Origin of the sequence: Streptomyces sp. NPDC008313 (assembly GCF_042956125.1) — a bacterium.
In the GTDB taxonomy this organism is placed as follows: Bacteria; Actinomycetota; Actinomycetes; order Streptomycetales; family Streptomycetaceae; genus Streptomyces.
In genome coordinates this window covers 232,975-251,200 of sequence record NZ_JBIBFR010000008.1, presented here as the reverse complement: position 1 = coordinate 251,200, position 18,226 = coordinate 232,975, and the positions used below count along the sequence as shown (strand labels likewise).

Genomic DNA, 18,226 nt, shown 5'->3' with positions numbered 1-18,226 from the left:
GTGCGCACACGGTACTCATTGTCCCTGATCTATCACCGTTCCCGATCCTGACAAGCCTGACGACTATGACATCGGCATCGACCAACTCGGATTCCGTGATGAACGAGCATGCTTCGGGCCGCGGTTACATCGCTGCCTCGTCTCTATGCAAGTGGAAGGGCTTCGGCTTTCCCCCGTCCTTGCAGTGACCGGCGACCTGAGGAAACAGCGCGAGGCCGTACGGTTCAGGTGGGCACCGCTGGGCCTGTGTTCCCGAATCGACCGGGCTGACCACATCCGCGAGATCGCTTTCGGGCCCGGCCCTTCCCCCCGTTCCTCGGCCAAGAGGGCGACCTTCGGCGTCAGTCGTTCTCAGGGAAGTGGCAGGCCGCTTCCCTGGATCCGGGTCCGACCTTTTCCAGAACCGGCCGCTGGGTACGGCAGATGTCCTGCGCCTTCGGACACCGCGGATGGAAGGTGCAGCCGCTGGGTGGCGCGGCCGGGCTCGGCGGATCACCCAGAAGCACGATGCGTTCCCGGCGGCGCTCCGCGACGGGATCGGGGAGCGGAACAGCGGAGAGCAGTGCCCGGGTATACGGGTGGGCCGGCGCTCCGTAGACGTCCTGCTTGTCGCCTATTTCGACGATGCGGCCGAGGTACATCACCGCCACCCGGTCGCATATCCGTTTGACGACTGACAGGTCGTGGGCGATGAAGAGGAGGGCGAGGTCCAGTTCGCGTTGCAGGCGCTCCAACAGGTTGACGATCTGGGCCTGTACGGAGACGTCGAGCGCGGAGACGGGCTCGTCGGCGACCACGAGTCGCGGGCCGGTGGCCAGTGCGCGAGCGATGCCGATGCGCTGGGCCTGGCCGCCGGAGAACTGGTGCGGGTGACGGTCCAGATGCTCCGACGCGAGGCCCACCAGATCCAGCAGTTCCGCGGCCTTCTCGCGTGCGGCCCGGACGGAACTGCCCTGGACCAGCAGTGGCTCGGAGATGATGCGAGCGACGGTCTGCCGGGGATTCAGGGACGCGAACGGGTCCTGGAAGATCATCTGCAGATCCCGCCGTGTCGGACGCAGTTGGCGCTGAGAAGCGTGAGTGATGTCCCGGCCGGCGAAGGCGAGGGTGCCGGTGGTCGGCTCCAGCAGCCGCACCAGCATCCGGCCGGTGGTGGACTTGCCGCATCCGGACTCGCCGACCAGCCCGAGAGTCTCGCCTGCCCTCAGGTCGAGACTCACCCCGTCCACGGCCCGTATGAGGGCGGGAGGGCGCCCGAAGCCACGCCTACTGGGGAACGTCTTGGTCAAGTCGCGCACGGACAGCAGCGCGGTGCCGGTCGGCTGTTCGACGGCGGGGGCGTTCAGGTGGATCATCGAGCCTCCTCGGCGGGGGGCTGGGTGCCGTACGGCGTGGCATCGGCCGAAACGCCCAGGGGCAGATGGCAGGCGACCAGCCGGCCCGGAGCGTAGGACGCTGCCCCTGGCTGTTCGTCAGCGCAGCGCAGGCGAACAGCCTCGTCGGCTTCGGCCGCGCGCGCACAGCGCGGAGCGAAGGCGCATCCAGGGATCGGTGAGGTGAGCGAGGGCGGACTGCCGGGAATGGAGCGCAATGGGGCGTCGTCGGGGTCGTCCAACCGCGGCAGGGAGTCGAGGAGGCCCCGTGTGTAGGGGTGGGCGGGTTGCTGGAACAGGTTGTCGACCGGGGCCTGTTCGGCGGCGCGCCCGCCGTACATGACGAGTACGTCGTGGGCGACGCGGGCCACCACACCCAGATCATGGGTGATCATCAGAACGCCCAGTCGCCGCTGCTCCTGGAGCCGGGCGATGAGTTCGAGGATCTGGGCCTGAATGGTGACGTCGAGGGCTGTGGTGGGCTCGTCAGCGATGAGCAGATCCGGTTCACAGGAGAGCGCCATGGCAATCACGGCTCTCTGGCGCATCCCGCCGGAGAACTGGTGCGGGTACTCCCTCGCCCTGCGAGCCGGCTCTGGGATGCCGACTTCGCCGAGCATGTCCACTGCCTGCCGGTGGGCCGCCCGGCGGCCGGAACCGAAGTGGTGGCGGTGTGCCTCGGCGATCTGTTCGCCGACCGTGTAGGCGGGGTGCAGGGCAGACAGCGGGTCCTGGAAGATCATGGCCATCCGTCGGCCCCTCAGCCGGCTCAGCTGCCGGTCGGTCAGGGAACAGAGTTCCTGCCCGGCCAGAACGATCGAGCCGCTGACCCGGCCCCGCCCGTGCAATCCCATGACAGCCATCGACGTGACGGATTTTCCGGATCCGGACTCGCCGACCAGCCCCAAGGTGCGGCCGGCCTCGACGGTGAAGGAGATCCCGTCGACCGCTCGGACGGCACCGGCCGCGGTGTCGAACTCGACACGCAGGTCGCGTACGCGCAGCAGCGGCACGTCGGTATCGGTGACTGGGGACGCCACTAGTTCCTCACCCTCGGGTCGACGACGGCGTACAGCAGGTCGATGACGACGTTGGCCGCCACGATGAAGAAGGCGGCCAGCAGGGTGACGCCGAGGATGACCGGCTGGTCGGAGCGTTGCAGGGCGTCGTAGAAGAGGCGTCCGACGCCGGGGATTCCGAAGATGGACTCGGTGATGACGGCTCCGGCGAGCAGGGCGCCGAGGTCCATGCCGAAGAGGGTGAGCACCGGCATCATGGCGGAGCGCAGGCCGTGCTTGACGACCACGACGTGTCGGGGCATGCCCTTGGCGCGGGCGGTGCGGATGTACGGCTGTGCCATGGCTTCGATCATGGAGCTGCGGCTCTGGCGGGCGTACATCGCGGCGTAGAGCAGGGCCAGGGCGGTCCAGGGCAGCAGCAGGTTGGCCGCCCAGCCGAAGGGATCGTCCGTGAGCGGGGTGTAGGTGGGGTAGGGCAGGATTCCGCCGACGCGGACCAGTCCGTAGATGAGCATCACGGCGGTGAAGTAGACGGGGAGCGAAGCGGTGGCGACGGCTGTGATCATCAGGGTCCGGTCCAGCAGGCCGCCCTTGCGCAGGGCGGCGGTCACCCCGGCGCCCAGTCCCAGCACGAGCCACATGCAGGCGGCGCCGAAGGCCAGGGACATGGAGACGGGCAGCCGGTCCATCAGCAGGTCCCACACCGGCAGGGCGTTCTCGTAGGAGTAGCCCAGGCAGGGGAAGCCGCAGTGCAGGGCGTGCGGGCCGCTGCCCAGGTCGCGCCCGGCGAAGATGCCGATCAGGTAGTCGGTGAACTGGCGCCACACCGGCTGGTCCAGGCCCATGAAGTGGCGGACCTCGGCGAGCCGCTCGGGGCTGCACGTCTTGCCGCAGGCCGCGGCCGCGGGGTCGGAGGGCAGGACGTAGAAGATGACGAAGGTGACGGCGCAGATGGCGAGCAGCACTCCGGCCACGCCCAGGCATCTGCGCACGAGGTAACTGGTCACAGTCGGCCGCCGTGGGGGTCGAGGATGTCGCGCAGGGCGTCGCCCAGCACCGTGAAGGCGAGGACTGCGGTGAAGAGGAAGGCGCTGGGGACGAGGAAGTACATCGGGTCCGTCTCGTAGTAGGTGACGGCCTCGGCGATCATCTGCCCCCAGGAGGAGGTGGGCGGGCGCACCCCCACCCCCAGGAAGCTCAGTGCGGCCTCGGTGCTGATCATGCCGGGGATCAGCAGGGAGGTGTAGGCGATGATGGGCCCGGCGATGTTGGGCAGCACCTCCCGGGTGAGGATGCGCCAGGGCGTGGATCCGCAGGCCCTGGCGGCCTCGACGTATTCGCGGTGGCGCAGGGACAGGGCCTCGCCGCGCACCACCCGGGCGATCCCCGGCCAGCCGAAGACGCCGATGACGACCGTCATCAGCACCACCCGGTTGACGTCCTGCGCCACGGACATCATGGCGATCATGAAGATGAGTGACGGGAAGGACATGGTCAGGTCCATGAGCCGGCTCAGCACGGTGTCGACGCGGCCTCCGAAGTAGCCGGCCGCGATGCCCGCGGCGGTGCCCGTGACGACGACGATGGCGGTGGCGGCGAAGGCGATGAGCAGGGACACCTGGGCGCCGTGGACCACGCGGGCGAACAGGTCGCGTCCGGTGGCCGGCTCGACACCGAGCCAGTGTTCGGCGCTGACGCCGCCCAGCGGGCCGCGGGGCAGGCCGCCGAGGTAGGGGTCGATGGCGTTCCGGTCGAAGGCGGTGGGCGACCAGCCGCCGAGCCGGCTGAGCAGCGGTGCGGTGAGGGCGACGAGGATCAGCAGGGCGGCGGCGGTGAGGGCGATGCGGCTGCCCCGGTCACGGAGCAGCCGGTGCCGGGCGGCCCGCCACAGGTTGTCGGGCAGGGGTGCCGCGTCGGCCGGCGCGGCCGTGTTCGGCGGAAGGGTCATGGTGGTTCGTCTCCGGCCGCTCAGCCCTGGCCCTTGTCGGGGTCCTTGAGGCCGATCACTCCGAAGTCGAACTGGCCGGTCCAGGCGGAATGGCCGAAGGCTCCGGCGATGTTGTCGCCGACGAGCAGCGGCTTGCGCTCCCACAGCAGGGGCACGGCGGGTGACTTGAGCTGGATGGCCGGGTCGAGGTCGACCCAGGCCCGGTTGGCGCGGGCGGCGTCGGACATCGCGGCGATCTCGTCCATGCGCTTGTTCACGGCCTTGTCCCGGAACTGGGAGACGTTGCCCTGGTTGCCCTTCTTCTTGATGGTGCGGCCGTCGAAGACGAAGGGCAGGAAGGTGGAGCCGGAGGGGTAGTCCGGGCACCAGCCGCTGATGGCCATGTCCGGGGCGTGCTCGGTGTCGCCGATGGTGTCGTAGTAGACCGACGGGTCGACCGTCTGGATCTGGAGGCGGACGCCGACCCGCGACAGGCTCTGCTGGAGCGCTTCGGCCCTGGTCTTGTCCCCCGTCGACACCGTGATCGTCGCGGCGAAGCCGTGCGGCTTGCCCCCTTCCGCCAGGGCCTTCTTGGCCCGCTTCACGTCGCCGGTGGTCGACCGGCCGTAGAGGAAGTCGGCCCTGCGGATGTTGGTGAGGGCCGGGGGCAGGTAGGCGGTGGCTATGTCGTTGAGGGCGGGCCCGCCGTTCGCGGTGACCTGGGCGTCCTTGTCGACGGCGTACTGCATCGCCTGTCGCAGCTTCAGGTTGTCGAAGGGAGGCCGGGAGGTGTTCAGGGCGAGCATGTCGGTGCAGCCGGTCTGCTCGGCGGACAGCCGCTTCCTGATCTCCGGTCGCGGCAGGACCTTGGCGATGCTGGCCGGCTGCAGGTCCGACCATTCGACCGCGGAGGAGTCGCCTCCCGAACTGGCGATGATCCGGTCGTCGATCTGACCGCCCTTCATACCCTGCTGCACGACGATCCGGTCGGGATACGCCTTGCGCACCGAGTCCGTGGCCGGGTCCCAGTGCGGGTTGCGGACCAGCACCAGTTTCTTGCCCCGCGCATAGCTGTCGATCTTGTACGGTCCCGAGGAGAAGGGCCGCAGATCGTACTGGACGCCCTTCTCCCGGGCTTCGGGCACGGGCGAGAAGGTGGGCAGCGTGACCGTGTAGGAGAACTCGGCGACCGGTCTGCGCAGGGAGAAGACGATGGTGCGGTCGTCGGGAGTCCTGATGGACTTCAGGTGCTTGCCCTCCAGCGGCCCGGTGTAGCCCTCGGCGTCCGCCAGGTATCGCTGCGCGTAGTCGGGGCCGCCCGCGAGGTCCGGAGCGAAGGAGCGCTCCACGTTGTACTTGATGTCCCGCGCCCTGATCGGTGTTCCGTCCTCGTACTTGAGGCCGGGCTTGAGCGTGAACGTCCATGTCCGGCCGCCGTCGGAGGGCCGGCCGAGGTCGGTGGCGAGGTCGGGGACGATCTCGCTGCCCTTCCTGCCCGGCTCGGCCTTGAACGTGGTCAGCGTGCGGTAGAGCAGGCGGGTGCCGAAGTCCATGGTCGGCATCACCCAGTTGCGAGCGGGGTCCAGGTGGGCGAAGTCCTGGTTGGACAGCACGGTGAGCGTGCCGCCCTTCTTCGGCGTACCGCCGATGACCGTTCCGGTGGCGACGCCGGGCCGTGAACGCCTCCCGGAGTCGTCGTCACTCTCCTGCCCGGTGCAGGCACCCAGCAGGACGAGCGCGAGTGAGGCGCTCATGGACGCGGACAGAACACGAGCATGACGGGACATGGCCACTCCTTGCTCAACGGGGTGGACGGCCCACCCGTGAAGTGTGACGCGTAACATAGCAATGTGAAATGTTATTGACCGAGACCTGCACCGCTCTCGTTACCGAGCTGTGTCCAGCCGGCCGTGACAGCCGACGTCCACTCGTCGGCGAGGAGGCCGACGGAGGCGTCCGTTGCCCAGCGGCACGCCGACGGCACGCACGCCCGCCGGCCCGACTTCCCTTGAGTGGTGAAGGCACCTCGGGCCGACTCGGGCACTCGGGCCGACTCGGGCCCGAGCACTTCGCCCTCGTGGCCCGGACGGCCCGCGCAACCGGCGGCAGGGGGCTGTCCGTTCCGCCATCCTCCATGCCCCGACGTCAGCCCCTCGGTCGCAGCGACTGCACGTTGCAGTGCAGTCAGCGTCACGGTGATCTGGATTCCGACGGCTCATGACGTGAGCGTCTGCCGCTCCGGCGCGAGCCCGTTACCGCGGCCGCGGGGCGAGAGTTCCGTCAACGAGCCGGGTGACACCCAGCGGGTTGCCGCCGCGCAGTTCCCCGGGCAGGAGGGCGTCGGGGAACGACTGATAGCACACGGGTCGGAGCCAGCGTTCGATCGCCAAGGTCCCCACGCTGCTCGTACCGGGCGAGGAAGTCGCCGGCCACGGGCCGCCGTGCACCATGGCGTGAGTGACCTCGACCCCTGTCGGCCAGCCGCCCCACAGGATGCGCCCCGCTCGCTCCTCCAGAACCGGCAGCACACGCTCAGCCGTCGCCAGGTCGGCCTCGGTCCCGTGCAGGGTGGCTGTCAGCTGCCCTTCAGCCCCCTCCAGCAGGGCGAGAAGTTCGTCGGCCCCGGACCACCGCACGACGAGCCCCGCGGAGCCGAAGACCTCCCCCGTGAGGTCCTCATGGGCCGCGTAGGTGGCCCCGTCACATTCGAGGACCACGGGGCTCGGCGCGTACAGGCTTTCGCCAGGCACACCCCGGGCCACCACGGAGACACCGTCGACGGCCGCCCAGCGTGCCGCCCCCTCGGCATACGCCTGAGCGATGCTCGGGGTGAGCATGACCTGCCCCGCCATGCCGGCAACGATCTGGGCCACGGCCGCACAGAAGGCGTCGCCTGCCGCGCCCGCCGGCAGCAACAGCAGACCGGGGTTCGTGCAGAACTGCCCGGCGCCGTTGGTCAGCGACGCGACATACGCGGTGGCAAGCGACACGGGATCGGCCAGGGCTCCTTCGAGGACGACCACGGGGTTGACCGACGACATCTCGGCGTGGACCGGGATGGGCACCGGCCGGGCGTTGGCGGCCTCGACCAGGGCGAGCCCGCCGGCCCGGGAACCGGTGAAGCCCACGGCCATGATCCGCGGGTCGCCCACGAGCGCCTGCCCGACCGCGCTACCGCGGCCGACCAGCAGCGAGAAGACACCTGCGGGCATGCCGGTGGCCTCGGCTGCGGCGACGACGGCACGGGCGACGAGTTCGCATGTGCCCGGATGCGCCGGGTGAGCCTTGGCGACGACCGGGCAGCCGGCGGCGAGAGCGGACGCCGTGTCGCCACCGGCGACGGAGAAGGCCAGCGGAAAGTTGCTTGCCCCGAAGACGGCGACGGGACCGACGGGAATTCCGCGCATGCGCAGGTCCGCCCGGGGAAGCGGACGGCGCCCGGGAAGCGCGGAGTCGACACGGACGCCGAGCGCATCTCCGCTTCGGACCAGGTCGGCGAACATGTGCAGTTGCCCGCAGGTGCGCCCGCGTTCGCCGGCCAGGCGCTCCACCGGCAGCCCGGACTCACTCGCCGCGAGCTCCAGAAGGCCGTCGCCGAGCGCCTTGATCTCCTCGGCGCAGACATCGAGAAACGCGGCCCGTCGACCCGCCGGCAGGGCCCGGTAGTCGCGCGCGGCCTCGGCGGCCAGCCGCGCGGCCCGGGCGACGTCGTCCGGCTCGGCGTCTCGCAGCCACGGGCCCTGATACTCGCCGGAGGCGGCTACGATGCCGCGCCACGCACCGCCTCCACCAGGAACGTCACGGCCGGCCACGATCGAATGCCCGGTCAGATGCATGGCTTCTCCATCCCTCGTCCCACGCGGGACGAGATTCACGTTGTCGTCGTCGTTGTCTTCAGGTCGGTCAGGTGTATAGCCTAGGCAATGGCATGTGACATTGCACAGAGGAGGGACCGTGAAGGTCGTTGTCGTGGGCGCAGGCGTCATCGGCGCCGCCTGTGCCTTCCACGCCGCGTCGGCGGGCATGGACGTCACGGTCATCGACCGTGGCCCCGTCGCTGCCGGAACGACAAGCCGCGGGGAGGGAAACATCCTCCTCTCCGACAAGAAGCCAGGGCCCGAACTCGACCTCGCTCACCTGAGTCGCACACTGTGGGACGAGGCCGGTGAGGAACTCGGCCGGGACGCCATCGAGCTCGAACCCAAAGGCGGCCTGGTCGTCTCCGGCACCGGCGAAGGTCTCACCGCTCTCCGCGCGTTCGCCGCCACGCAGGCCGCGGCCGGCGTCCATGTCGAGCCGGTCGACCGCGTCCACGACCTCGAACCCCATCTCGCGCCCGATGTTGCCGGCGGAGTTCACTATCCGCAGGACGCACAGGTGCAGCCGGTCCTCGCGGCAGCCGCCCTGCTGCGGGCAGCCGTGGCACGTGGCGCCCGCTTCCGCACGGGTGACGTCGCCGCCGCGGTGACCGGTCGAGACGGCCGGGTCACCGGGATCCGCACCACGGCCCGCGATGTCCTTCCCGCCGATGCTGTCGTGAACGCCGCCGGAACGTGGGGCGGTGAGGTCGGCCGCCTGCTCGGTGCGCCCATCGAGGTGCTCCCGCGCCGGGGCTTCGTTCTCGTGACCGAGCCGTTGCCGCCGATGATCCGCCACAAGGTCTACTCCGCCGACTACGTCGCCAACGTCGCCTCGTCCGAGGCCGGCCTGGAGACATCGGGCGTCGTCGAGGGCACGCGCGGCGGCACCGTTCTCATCGGTGCCAGCCGGGAGCGTGTGGGTTTCGACATGACGATGAATCCGGCCGTGGTCATGCGGCTCGCCGCTCAGGCATGCCGGCTGTTCCCCTTCCTGCGCGCGGTCCACCTGATCCGCGCGTACCGCGGTTTCCGTCCGTACTGCCGGGATCACCTGCCGGTCATCGGCCCCGATCCGCGGGTCCCGGGGGTGGTCCACGCATGCGGTCACGAAGGCGCGGGAATCGGCCTCGCCCCCGCGACCGGCGCGCTCGTGACCGCCCACCTGCTCGGCCGTCCCTGGCGCGGCGCCGACCCGACAGCGCACGCGGGCCTCCTGCCCACCCGTCTGATCGCCTCCGGAGGTGAGTCCCAGTGAGCGAGATCATCATTGACGGCAGGCCCCTGCCGTTCGTGGAAGGGCAGACCGTCGCCGCCGCCCTCGTGGCCGCGGGCCGGGTCGCCTGGCGCACCACACGCATCGGACACCGCCCGCGCGGCGTCTTCTGCGGGATCGGTGTCTGCTTCGACTGCCTCGTGACGATCGACGGCGCCGGCAACCAGCGCGCCTGCATGGTGCCGGCACGTCCGGGCATGACCGTCATGACCGGCGAGGGTGACCATGAGTGAAGCAAGCGACCTCATTGTCGTGGGCGCGGGTCCGGCAGGCATGGCCGCGGCCGTCACGGCTCTGGCCGGTGGCCTGCGCGTCGTGCTCGTCGACTCGGGCGCTGCCGTCGGGGGGCAGTTCTGGAGGCACCCGCCGGAGCATGCGCGGTCGGAGGTCCCGACCGAGGATCTTCATCACGGACTGCGTGAGTACCGCGCTCTGTCCCGTGCGCTGTCAGCCGGCCTGGAGGAGGGACGGCTCGACCTGCGCCTGGCGCACCACGTGTGGACCTCCGTGCGTGAGGACGACGGGTTCGCGGTCCACACGGTCGACCGGCGCCGGGCGCCCGAGGAGAGAGCCGTCGTCCTGCGTGCGCCGAAGCTCCTCGTGGCGACCGGGGCGTACGACCGCCAACTGCCCTTCCCCGGATGGGACCTGCCCGGCGTGCTCACCATCGGTGGCCTGCAGGCACTGCTCAAGGGCGGCGGGGTGGCAGCGGGCAGCCGCGTGGCGCTGGGCGGCACCGGTCCGTTCCTGCTGCCGGTCGCCGCAGGCCTCGCGGCACGCGGAGTCGAGGTCGTCGCGGTGTGCGAGGCCGCCAACCCGCTGGCCTGGCTGAGGCATCCCGTTCCCCTCCTGCGCAACCCCGCCAAGTGGACCGAAGGCGCCGGGTACGCCGTCGCCCTCGCGCGGCACCGTATCCGCGTCCGCCCGCGCACGGCGATCGTCCAAGCCGAGGGAGGCGACCGGGTGACCTCGGTCCGGATCGCCTCCCTCACCGCCGACGGCAGTCCGCGCCCGGGCACGGAACGACGGATCGACGTCGACGCCGTCGGTGTCGGCTGGGGTTTCGCCCCGCAACTCGACCTGCTCGTCCCCCTCGGCTGCGCACTCGTGGACGCCGAGGACGGCAACGCGGTCGTCGCCGTCGACGACGGGCAGCGCACCACCGTTCCCGGGCTCTACGCGGCGGGCGAGGTGTGCGGCGTGGGCGGAGCGCCCCTCGCGGTGGGCGAGGGACGCCTTGCCGCCGAGTCGGTCCTCGTCGACTCCGGAGCTGCTCACTTGCTGGGAAGGAAGGGGCTGGCCGCGGTGCGCACCACAGTGGCCAGACAGCGTGCCTTCGCACGGGTGATGAACCTCGCCCACCCGCTCCCATCCTCGTGGCTCTCCTGGCAGACCGGCGAGACCGTCGTATGCCGGTGCGAGGAGGTGACCCTGGACGCGGTCCAGGACGCCCGCGGCCCCGGCGGGGCACGTGACCACCGGCAGATCAAGCAACTGACCCGGGCAGGCATGGGCTGGTGCCAGGGCCGGATGTGCGGACCGGCGGTGCACTGCCTGGTCACGAAGGACCGGGCATACACGCCCGCGGAACGACTCATCGCGACGCCCGTGACCCTCGGTGCGCTCGTCGATTTCGAGGAAGAACATGAATAACCAACAAGGAGTGTCCATGAGCGAGATCCGCAAGCCCTGGCACGGCGTCCTGGTCGCGACGAGCCTGCCGTTCAACGACGACCTCACGGTCGACTTCGGAGCCTACGGAGAGAGCGTGGCCTGGCTCGCCGAGCAGGGGCTGCATGGTGTCGCGCCGAGCGGATCGCTGGGCGAGTACCAGACCCTGACCGACGAGGAACGCGACCGCGTCGTCGAGACGGCCGTGGCCCACGCACCCGAGGGGTTCACCGTCATGCCGGGCGTCGGTGCCTACGGCGGCGGCGAGGCCAGGCGCCACGCCCAGTCCGCCAGGGACGCGGGCTGCCAGGCGGTCATGTGCCTGCCGCCCAATGCCTACCGTGCCGACGACCGCGCGGTCCTCGAACACTTCGAGATGGTGGCCTCGGTCGGGCTGCCCGTCACCGCGTACAACAATCCCATCGACACGAAGGTCGACCTGCGCCCGGAACTGCTGGCCAAACTGCACGCCGAGGGCTTCATCGTCGGTGTCAAGGAGTTCTCCGGCGACGTCCGGCGCTGCTACGAGATCAGTGAACTCGCCCCGGGACTCGACCTCATGATCGGTACCGACGACACCGTTCTCGAGGTCGGCGTCGCCGGTGCCAAGGGCTGGGTCGCCGGCTACCCGCAGGTCTTCCCCCGCGCCTGCCTCGCGCTGTACAACGCGTCGGTCACCGGCGACCTCGCCACGGCGCTGCCGCTGTACCGTCAACTGCACCCGGTCCTGCGGTGGGACAGCAAGACGGAGTTCGTCCAGGCCGTCAAGCTGGGCCAGGACATGATCGGCCGGCGTGGCGGTGTCTGCCGCCCGCCGCGGCAGCCCCTCACCCCCGAGACGGAGGCGGACGTGCGCGCCGCCACCCAGGCCCTCATCGACGCGGGGATGAACTGACGATGCGTTCACTCGTCTGTTACCACGCCGTCGACTCGCACACCGAGGGGATGCCGACCCGGGTGATCACGGGAGGTGTCGGCGTCCTCCCGGGCGCGACCATGTTCGAGCGCCGCCGGCGGTTCCTCGCGGAACGCGACGACCTGCGCACCCTGCTCATGTGCGAGCCGCGCGGGCACGCGTCGATGTCCGGCGCGATCCTCCAGCCCCCGACCCGGCCGGACGCCGACTTCGGCGTGCTCTACATCGAGGTGTCCGGCTGCCTGCCGATGTGCGGGCACGGGACGATCGGCGTCGCGACCGTCCTCGTGGAGACGGGAATGGTCGAGGCCGTCGAGCCGGAGACCCTCGTCCGTCTCGACACACCGGCGGGACTGGTCACAGCCCGGGTCCGGGTCCGTGACGGGCGTGCCGAGTCGGTGACCCTGGAGAACGTCGCGTCGTACTGCCACGCACTCGACCAGGTCGTCGACGTCGAAGGATTCGGGCCGGTACGTTACGACATGGCGTACGGCGGCAACTTCTACGCCATCGTCCGGCTCGACGAACTCGGCATCACCTTCGACCGGGCGGAGAAGCAGCGGTTGCTCGACGCCGGACTGGCCGTCATGGACGCGATCAACACGCAGAACCCGGTGGCCCATCCGGAGAACCCGGAGATCGACGTGTGTCACCACGTCTATCTCGAAGCCCCCGGATCGACCGCGGAACACTCCCGGCACGCCATGGCGATCCATCCCGGATGGTTCGACCGCTCGCCCTGCGGGACGGGCACCAGCGCCCGGATGGCACAGCTGCACGCACGAGGGCGGCTTCCGGTCGGCCAGGACTTCGTCAACGAGTCGTTCATCGGCTCGCGGTTCGTCGGACGCGTTCTCGGCGAGACGACCGTCGGCGGACGCCCGGGCATCCTGCCCTCCGTCACCGGGCGCGCCTGGATCACCGGAACCGCCCAGTACATGCTCGACCCGTCGGACCCCTACCCGGCCGGCTTCGCCCTCTGAGGAACCTCGTATGCCGCGGAGAGCGGCATACGAGACCGCCGAAGTCACGCATTCATCACAATGGACCACAAAGCTTCCGCCTCGCCCCATCGATGGTTAGCATCAGTGCAATGTCACACATTGTAGATGTGAACGACATGTAATCGGCTGAAGTCACCCCTCCGCCACAAGCGCCGGCAGGCTTGCCAGCCAGAGCACCCCCATCAGTGCAATGTCACACATCACCACGCTCTGTGACATGCAGCGACCGGTGCCGCGGCGGTCTCCACCGCACGAACGGTGAACACATCCCGTCGCGGCACCAGAACAACTGGCCGAGCAACGGCCCACCTCGCATGCGCGTGCGGGGCCCCTCTCAAGCCGGCCAGTGCACCTCGGCCACCGGATGGTCCGCGCCAGGCGGACCCCGCGAGATGGAGCAAGGCATGACCCTCATTCGTCGCGGCATCACCGCAGCCACCGTCATGACACTCGGATTCGCCCTCACCGCATGTGGCGGCAGTATCACCCAGGACGACTCCGGAAGCGACGGCTCCGGAACCATCAAGCTCGGCATGCTCGCGCCGCTGACCGGCAGCTCGGCCGCCATCGGCCCCTACATGAAGGACGGCGCACAACTCGCGGTCGACGAGATCAACGCTCGGGGCGGAGTCGACGGCCGCAAGCTCTCACTCACCGTCGAGGACGAGGCGTGCGACCCGAAGACGGCCGCCGCCGGTGCCGCCAAGCTTGTCAGCGCCGGCACCGACATCTCGGTCGGTGGCTACTGCTCCTCGGCGACCCTCCCGACACTGAGCATCTTCGACAAAGCGCACATCCCGATGCTCATCCCTGCCGCCAACTCCGCGGATCTGATCGCGCAGAAGCAGCGCAACGTCTTCCTGGTCAACGGCACAGGTATCCAACAGGCAGATGCCGCGTCGAAGTTCATCAAGGCAGCGGCCGCCAAGGGTGTGGCCCTGATCGACGACAACACCTCCTACTCGACCGACATCACCAAGCGCACCGGAAACGACCTGCAGAAGCTCGGCGTCAAGGTCGTCAGCCACCAGTCGGTCACCGCGGGCGAGTCGGACTACTCCGGCGCAGTCAACGCCGTACGCGACTCCAAGGCGGACTTCGTCTACTGGACGGGCTACTACCAGGAAGGCGGCCTGCTCATCAAGCAGCTCAAGGCCGCAGGATACAAGGGCAAGATCATGGTCGCGGACGGCTCGGTAGACGGCAAGCTGGTCCAGATCGCCGGCCGGCAGAACGCGCAGGGCGTGTTCGCGACGATGACGCAGACCCCGCAGACCATCCCCGATGGCGCGGCGTGGGTCGCGAAGTACAAGAAGAAGTTCGGTTCCGCTCCCGGCCCCTACTCGACTCAGGCGTACGACGCGGTGCGCGTCGCCGCGGAAGCGGTCAGGACGGCCGGATCAACCGACGGCCGGGCCGTCACCAAGGCACTCGAACAGATTGACGGCTTCAAGATCTTCTCCGGCCCGCTGAAGTTCACCCCTCAGCACACACTGAGCGTGGGCGGCTTCGACATCCTCGTCGTCAAGGACGACGACTTCGTCCTCGACAAGTGACGTCGGCCGGGTGGCCGGTCCGCGTCGGCCGGTCACCCACCCGTCGCTGCCTCCCCTCACGCACCGGGAACCTCGCATGGACCACTTCGTTCAACTCGTGCTCAGCGGCCTGTTCGTCGGCTCGTTCTACGCCCTGGTCGCACTCGGCTACTCGATGGTCTACGGGATCATCAAACTGCTCAACTTCGCTCACGGCGACATCTACATGCTCGGGGCGTTCACCGGCTTCACCGTGCTCAGCCTCGGCGCCGGCGCACTCGGCGGCGGGTTCGTCGCGCTCATCGCCATCATGATCGTCGCGATGATCGCGACCGGCACCTTCGGCATGGTCCTTGAGCGGGTGGCCTACCGCCCGCTGCGGAGCGCGCCCCGGCTGTCCGTTCTCATCACCGCCGTCGGCGCGAGCTTCGCGCTCGAGTACGGCATCGCGGTCGCCTTCGGCCCCACCCCGGAGGTCTATCAGATCGGCATCCGCGGCGGCACACTGAACGTCGCGGGCGCGCGGATCACTTACGCGCAACTGGCGATGACCGCGATCGCAGTCGTGCTCATGGTCGCTCTCGACATCCTGGTACGGAAGACCCGTTCAGGCCGTGCGATGCGGGCCATCTCGCAGGACCCCAGGGCCTGCCTGCTGATGGGGGTCAACGTCGACCGGGTCATTTCGCGGACCTTCTTCCTGGGATCGGCGCTGGCCGGTGCCGCAGGTGTCATGGCAGGCGTGTACTACGGGAAGATCGACTTCCTGATGGGATTCATCATCGGGCTCAAGGCGTTCACCGCGGCGGTCATCGGCGGCATCGGCAACCTGCGCGGAGCCGTTCTCGGCGCGCTCGTGCTCGGCCTGCTGGAGTCGTTCGGAGTCGCGTACCTCGGCAGCGAGTGGCGTGACGTCTTCGCGTTCGGCTTCCTGATCCTCTTCCTGACCGTGCGCCCGACGGGGCTGCTCGGCGAGCGTGTCACGGAGCGTGTGTGATGAACGACGAATCGACCCTGCACACCGGCGAGGACGCCTCGGCCTACGTCAGCGCCGTGGAGGAGCGCGCACCGGCGAACGTCGCGCTCGCCGGCCAGGGAGTCGGAACGCCGAAGCCCAGCCGCACGACCGTCGCGGAGGCGGCGTCGAGCGTCCTGGCGAGCAAGTGGCTCGGCATAGGTGTGGCCGCTGCCGCGCTGGCGCTTCCCTACCTCAACTCCAGCACGTATGTCATCCAGATCGCCGTGGACGCGCTCATCTTCATCATGCTCGCGGTCGGGCTGAACATCGTGGTCGGCTTCTGCGGGCTGCTCGACCTCGGCTACGCCGCGTTCTTCGCGATCGGTGCGTACACCTCGGGGATCCTGACCACGAAGTGCGGATGGCCGTTGATCGCGACCCTACCCGTGGTCGTGGTCGCCGCGGTCGTGGGCGGCCTCCTCATCGGCGGGCCCACGCTGCGGTTGCGCAGTGACTACCTGGCCATCGTCACCCTCGGCTTCGGGGAGATCATCCGCATCACGGCGAACAACCTCGACTTCACCGGCGGGCCGAACGGCCTGTACGGCATCCCCGACTTCGGCGATGTCGGCCTGCGTGCCGACATCACGCTCTACTGGATCACCGCGGCCGTCGTCTGTGTCGCGGTGCTCTTCTCGAGCAGGCTCGGGCGCGGCCGGACAGGCCGGGCGTGGCGATTCGTCCGCGAGGACGAGGATGCCGCCGAGGCCATGGGCATCCACACCTACAAGGTGAAGTTCGCGGCCTACATCGCCGGCGCTGTCTTCGGTGGTATCGCCGGCATGCTGTTCGCGGCCCACCAGACGGCGATCTCTCCGCCGAGCTTCAACTTCCTCTGGTCGGCGCTCATCCTGATGGCCGTCGTCCTCGGTGGTATGGGATCCACGCCGGGTGTCGTCCTGGGTGCTCTGACGATCTCGCTGCTGCCCGAGCTGCTGCGCGGCGCCGAGAACTGGCGCTACCTCATCTTCGGTCTGCTGTTGATCGTCGTGATGGTCTTCCGGCCGCAGGGGCTGCTTCCTGCCCGGACACACGAACCAGGACGACGCGGAAGCCGAGCACAAGGAGGTGCGTCATGAGCCAGGTACTCCTCGACGTGAGGGACATGGCGGTCTCGTTCGGTGGAGTGTGTGCCGTCGACGGCTTGACATTCTCTGTCCACGAGGGCGAGGTGCTCTCGGTCATCGGGCCGAACGGTGCCGGGAAGACAAGTGCCTTCAACTGCATCACGGGGTTCTACAGGCCGTCTGCGGGCTCGGTGACGTTCGACGGCACTGACATCACCGGGAAGCGGCCGGCCGTCATCGCGGCGAGCGGGATCGCACGGACGTTCCAGAACCTCCGGCTTTTCGGCGAGTTGACGGTACTGGACAACGTACGTGCGGGCATGCACGTCCGCATCAAGCAGAACTGCCTCGACGCGATGCTGCACACGCCGCGCTACCGGCGTGGCGAGGAGGCGGCCACCGACGAGGCACACAAGTGGCTCGATTTCGTGGGAATGGCGTACGACCGGACCGCGCAGATCCGCAATCTCCCGTACGGCGAACAGCGGCGGGTCGAGATCGCCCGAGCGCTGGCCCGTGAGCCCCGCATGCTCCTGCTCGACGAACCGGCGGCCGGACTCAACTACGGGGAGAAGACACAACTGCTGCACCTTCTGCGGCGCATCGCGGGGCTCGGTATCGCGGTGGTCCTGATCGAGCACGACATGGGCTTGGTCATGGAGGTGTCCGAACGGATCGTCGTACTCAGCCATGGCAAGGAGATCGCCGACGGCACACCGGCGGTGGTCCGGTCGACTCCGGCGGTCATCGAGGCGTACCTCGGCGCGGAGGACGAGGAAGCGCACGCGGAGGCCGAGCGGATCGCGGCCGAGGCGGGCCCGGGCGGCACGACGGAGGTGGCGTGGTGAACACAGTTCTGGACATCAGGGGTCTTGAGGTCGCCTACGGCAAGGTGGAAGCCCTCAAGGGCCTCGGACTCACCGTCGGTGAGAACGAGATCGTCGCTCTGCTCGGCAACAACGGCGCAGGCAAGTCCACGACGGTCTCGACGGTCTCCGGCGTGGTCCGTCCCCGGGCCGGGACCGTGACGGCGTACGGAGAGGACATCACGGCGGCAACGCCCTGGTCGATCGTCGAGCGTGGGATCGTGCACGTACCCGAGGGCCGGCGGATCTTCTCGCGGCTGACCGTGCACGAGAACCTCCAGCTGGGCGGCTACACCGTGCGCGACAGCGCGTCGATCGACAAGCGGATCCAGACGGTCTACGACGTGTTCCCCCGCATGGCCGACCGTCGCAACCAGCAGGGCGGCACCCTCTCCGGTGGGGAACAGCAGATGCTCGCGATCGGCCGGGCCATGGTTGCCGGACCCCGGCTGGTCATGCTGGACGAGCCGTCGATGGGGCTGGCGCCACTGGTCGTGGCGCAGGTCATGGACGCCATCGTATCGATCAACCAGGCAGGTGCGGCGGTGCTGCTCATCGAACAGAACGCACGAGCCGCGCTGAAGGTCGCCCACCGCGGCTACGTCATCGACTCCGGTCGTGTGACAGTGACCGGATCCGCCGCCGAGCTGCGTACCGACCCCCAGGTCGTCGCGGCCTACCTGGGAGCGTGACACGG

General features: G+C 69.3%; 16 protein-coding genes. 10 read left to right on the top strand and 6 right to left on the bottom strand.

Annotated elements, in window-relative coordinates; all coding sequences use genetic code 11:
- Positions 1 to 341 precede the first annotated feature (341 nt).
- From ACFY93_RS13445 to ACFY93_RS13420, 6 genes are all read right to left on the bottom strand, one after another.
- Positions 342 to 1,355, bottom strand: a complete 1,014-nt coding sequence (locus ACFY93_RS13445) for an oligopeptide/dipeptide ABC transporter ATP-binding protein (RefSeq protein ID WP_391357277.1) — start codon at positions 1,353 to 1,355, stop codon at positions 342 to 344.
- Entirely contained in the window at positions 1,352 to 2,413 is a 1,062-nt protein-coding gene (locus tag ACFY93_RS13440) for an oligopeptide/dipeptide ABC transporter ATP-binding protein (RefSeq protein ID WP_391357273.1), read from the bottom strand. The genes ACFY93_RS13445 and ACFY93_RS13440 overlap by 4 nt, the downstream gene beginning before the upstream one ends.
- A complete protein-coding gene (locus tag ACFY93_RS13435; RefSeq protein ID WP_391357270.1) occupies positions 2,413 to 3,399 on the bottom strand; it encodes an ABC transporter permease subunit in 987 nt (328 codons plus the stop codon). Before ACFY93_RS13435 ends, ACFY93_RS13440 begins: the two co-directional genes overlap by 1 nt.
- Positions 3,396 to 4,340, bottom strand: coding sequence for an ABC transporter permease subunit (locus ACFY93_RS13430; protein WP_391357267.1), 945 nt, complete (start codon positions 4,338 to 4,340; stop codon positions 3,396 to 3,398). Before ACFY93_RS13430 ends, ACFY93_RS13435 begins: the two co-directional genes overlap by 4 nt.
- 20 nt (positions 4,341 to 4,360) lie before the next feature.
- A complete protein-coding gene (locus tag ACFY93_RS13425; RefSeq protein WP_391357264.1) occupies positions 4,361 to 6,106 on the bottom strand; it encodes an ABC transporter substrate-binding protein in 1,746 nt (581 codons plus the stop codon).
- Between the two features lie 465 nt (positions 6,107 to 6,571).
- Complete coding sequence (locus tag ACFY93_RS13420; protein ID WP_391357261.1) at positions 6,572 to 8,155, bottom strand: aldehyde dehydrogenase family protein; 1,584 nt, start codon at positions 8,153 to 8,155, stop codon at positions 6,572 to 6,574.
- Positions 8,156 to 8,273: 118 nt separating this feature from the next.
- Here ACFY93_RS13420 and ACFY93_RS13415 point away from each other — a divergent pair, with 118 nt between their 5' ends.
- The 10 genes from ACFY93_RS13415 (at position 8,274) to ACFY93_RS13370 (ending at position 18,221) form a co-directional block, all read left to right on the top strand.
- Positions 8,274 to 9,434, top strand: a complete 1,161-nt coding sequence (locus tag ACFY93_RS13415; protein ID WP_391357259.1) for an FAD-dependent oxidoreductase — start codon at positions 8,274 to 8,276, stop codon at positions 9,432 to 9,434.
- Positions 9,431 to 9,685 (top strand): 2Fe-2S iron-sulfur cluster-binding protein, encoded by a 255-nt coding sequence (locus ACFY93_RS13410; protein ID WP_391357258.1) that lies wholly within the window; start codon positions 9,431 to 9,433, stop codon positions 9,683 to 9,685. The genes ACFY93_RS13415 and ACFY93_RS13410 overlap by 4 nt, the downstream gene beginning before the upstream one ends.
- Positions 9,678 to 11,105 carry an FAD-dependent oxidoreductase gene (locus ACFY93_RS13405; RefSeq protein ID WP_391357257.1) on the top strand — a complete coding sequence of 476 codons (1,428 nt, stop codon included), beginning with the start codon at positions 9,678 to 9,680 and terminating at the stop codon, positions 11,103 to 11,105. Before ACFY93_RS13410 ends, ACFY93_RS13405 begins: the two co-directional genes overlap by 8 nt.
- A gap of 16 nt (positions 11,106 to 11,121) precedes the next feature.
- Positions 11,122 to 12,018 (top strand): dihydrodipicolinate synthase family protein, encoded by an 897-nt coding sequence (locus ACFY93_RS13400; protein ID WP_391357255.1) that lies wholly within the window; start codon positions 11,122 to 11,124, stop codon positions 12,016 to 12,018.
- 2 nt (positions 12,019 to 12,020) lie between these two features.
- On the top strand, positions 12,021 to 13,022 hold the full coding sequence (locus tag ACFY93_RS13395) for a proline racemase family protein (protein WP_391357253.1): 1,002 nt from the start codon (positions 12,021 to 12,023) through the stop codon (positions 13,020 to 13,022).
- 425 nt (positions 13,023 to 13,447) lie between these two features.
- Positions 13,448 to 14,599 (top strand): ABC transporter substrate-binding protein, encoded by a 1,152-nt coding sequence (locus ACFY93_RS13390; protein ID WP_391357251.1) that lies wholly within the window; start codon positions 13,448 to 13,450, stop codon positions 14,597 to 14,599.
- Between the two features lie 76 nt (positions 14,600 to 14,675).
- Positions 14,676 to 15,575 carry a branched-chain amino acid ABC transporter permease gene (locus ACFY93_RS13385; RefSeq protein ID WP_391357249.1) on the top strand — a complete coding sequence of 300 codons (900 nt, stop codon included), beginning with the start codon at positions 14,676 to 14,678 and terminating at the stop codon, positions 15,573 to 15,575.
- Positions 15,575 to 16,675: a branched-chain amino acid ABC transporter permease gene (locus ACFY93_RS13380; RefSeq protein ID WP_391357246.1), complete on the top strand. Its 1,101-nt coding sequence runs from the start codon at positions 15,575 to 15,577 to the stop codon at positions 16,673 to 16,675. The genes ACFY93_RS13385 and ACFY93_RS13380 overlap by 1 nt, the downstream gene beginning before the upstream one ends.
- The gene (locus tag ACFY93_RS13375) at positions 16,672 to 17,511 is read left to right on the top strand and encodes an ATP-binding cassette domain-containing protein (RefSeq protein WP_391357243.1); all 840 of its coding nucleotides are present in this window, start codon (positions 16,672 to 16,674) and stop codon (positions 17,509 to 17,511) included. The genes ACFY93_RS13380 and ACFY93_RS13375 overlap by 4 nt, the downstream gene beginning before the upstream one ends.
- Entirely contained in the window at positions 17,505 to 18,221 is a 717-nt protein-coding gene (locus tag ACFY93_RS13370) for an ATP-binding cassette domain-containing protein (protein ID WP_391357241.1), read from the top strand. The genes ACFY93_RS13375 and ACFY93_RS13370 overlap by 7 nt, the downstream gene beginning before the upstream one ends.
- The last annotated feature ends 5 nt before the right edge of the window (positions 18,222 to 18,226 follow it).

Coding starts and splice junctions, on each gene's coding strand:
- ACFY93_RS13375 (WP_391357243.1), top strand. CDS start 16,672: ATGAGCCAGGTACTCCTCGACGTGAGGGACATGGCGGTCTCGTTCGGT.
- ACFY93_RS13385 (WP_391357249.1), top strand. CDS start 14,676: ATGGACCACTTCGTTCAACTCGTGCTCAGCGGCCTGTTCGTCGGCTCG.
- ACFY93_RS13430 (WP_391357267.1), bottom strand. CDS start 4,340: ATGACCCTTCCGCCGAACACGGCCGCGCCGGCCGACGCGGCACCCCTG.
- ACFY93_RS13420 (WP_391357261.1), bottom strand. CDS start 8,155: ATGCATCTGACCGGGCATTCGATCGTGGCCGGCCGTGACGTTCCTGGT.
- ACFY93_RS13395 (WP_391357253.1), top strand. CDS start 12,021: ATGCGTTCACTCGTCTGTTACCACGCCGTCGACTCGCACACCGAGGGG.
- ACFY93_RS13405 (WP_391357257.1), top strand. CDS start 9,678: ATGAGTGAAGCAAGCGACCTCATTGTCGTGGGCGCGGGTCCGGCAGGC.
- ACFY93_RS13400 (WP_391357255.1), top strand. CDS start 11,122: ATGAGCGAGATCCGCAAGCCCTGGCACGGCGTCCTGGTCGCGACGAGC.
- ACFY93_RS13445 (WP_391357277.1), bottom strand. CDS start 1,355: ATGATCCACCTGAACGCCCCCGCCGTCGAACAGCCGACCGGCACCGCG.
- ACFY93_RS13380 (WP_391357246.1), top strand. CDS start 15,575: ATGAACGACGAATCGACCCTGCACACCGGCGAGGACGCCTCGGCCTAC.
- ACFY93_RS13390 (WP_391357251.1), top strand. CDS start 13,448: ATGACCCTCATTCGTCGCGGCATCACCGCAGCCACCGTCATGACACTC.
- ACFY93_RS13425 (WP_391357264.1), bottom strand. CDS start 6,106: ATGTCCCGTCATGCTCGTGTTCTGTCCGCGTCCATGAGCGCCTCACTC.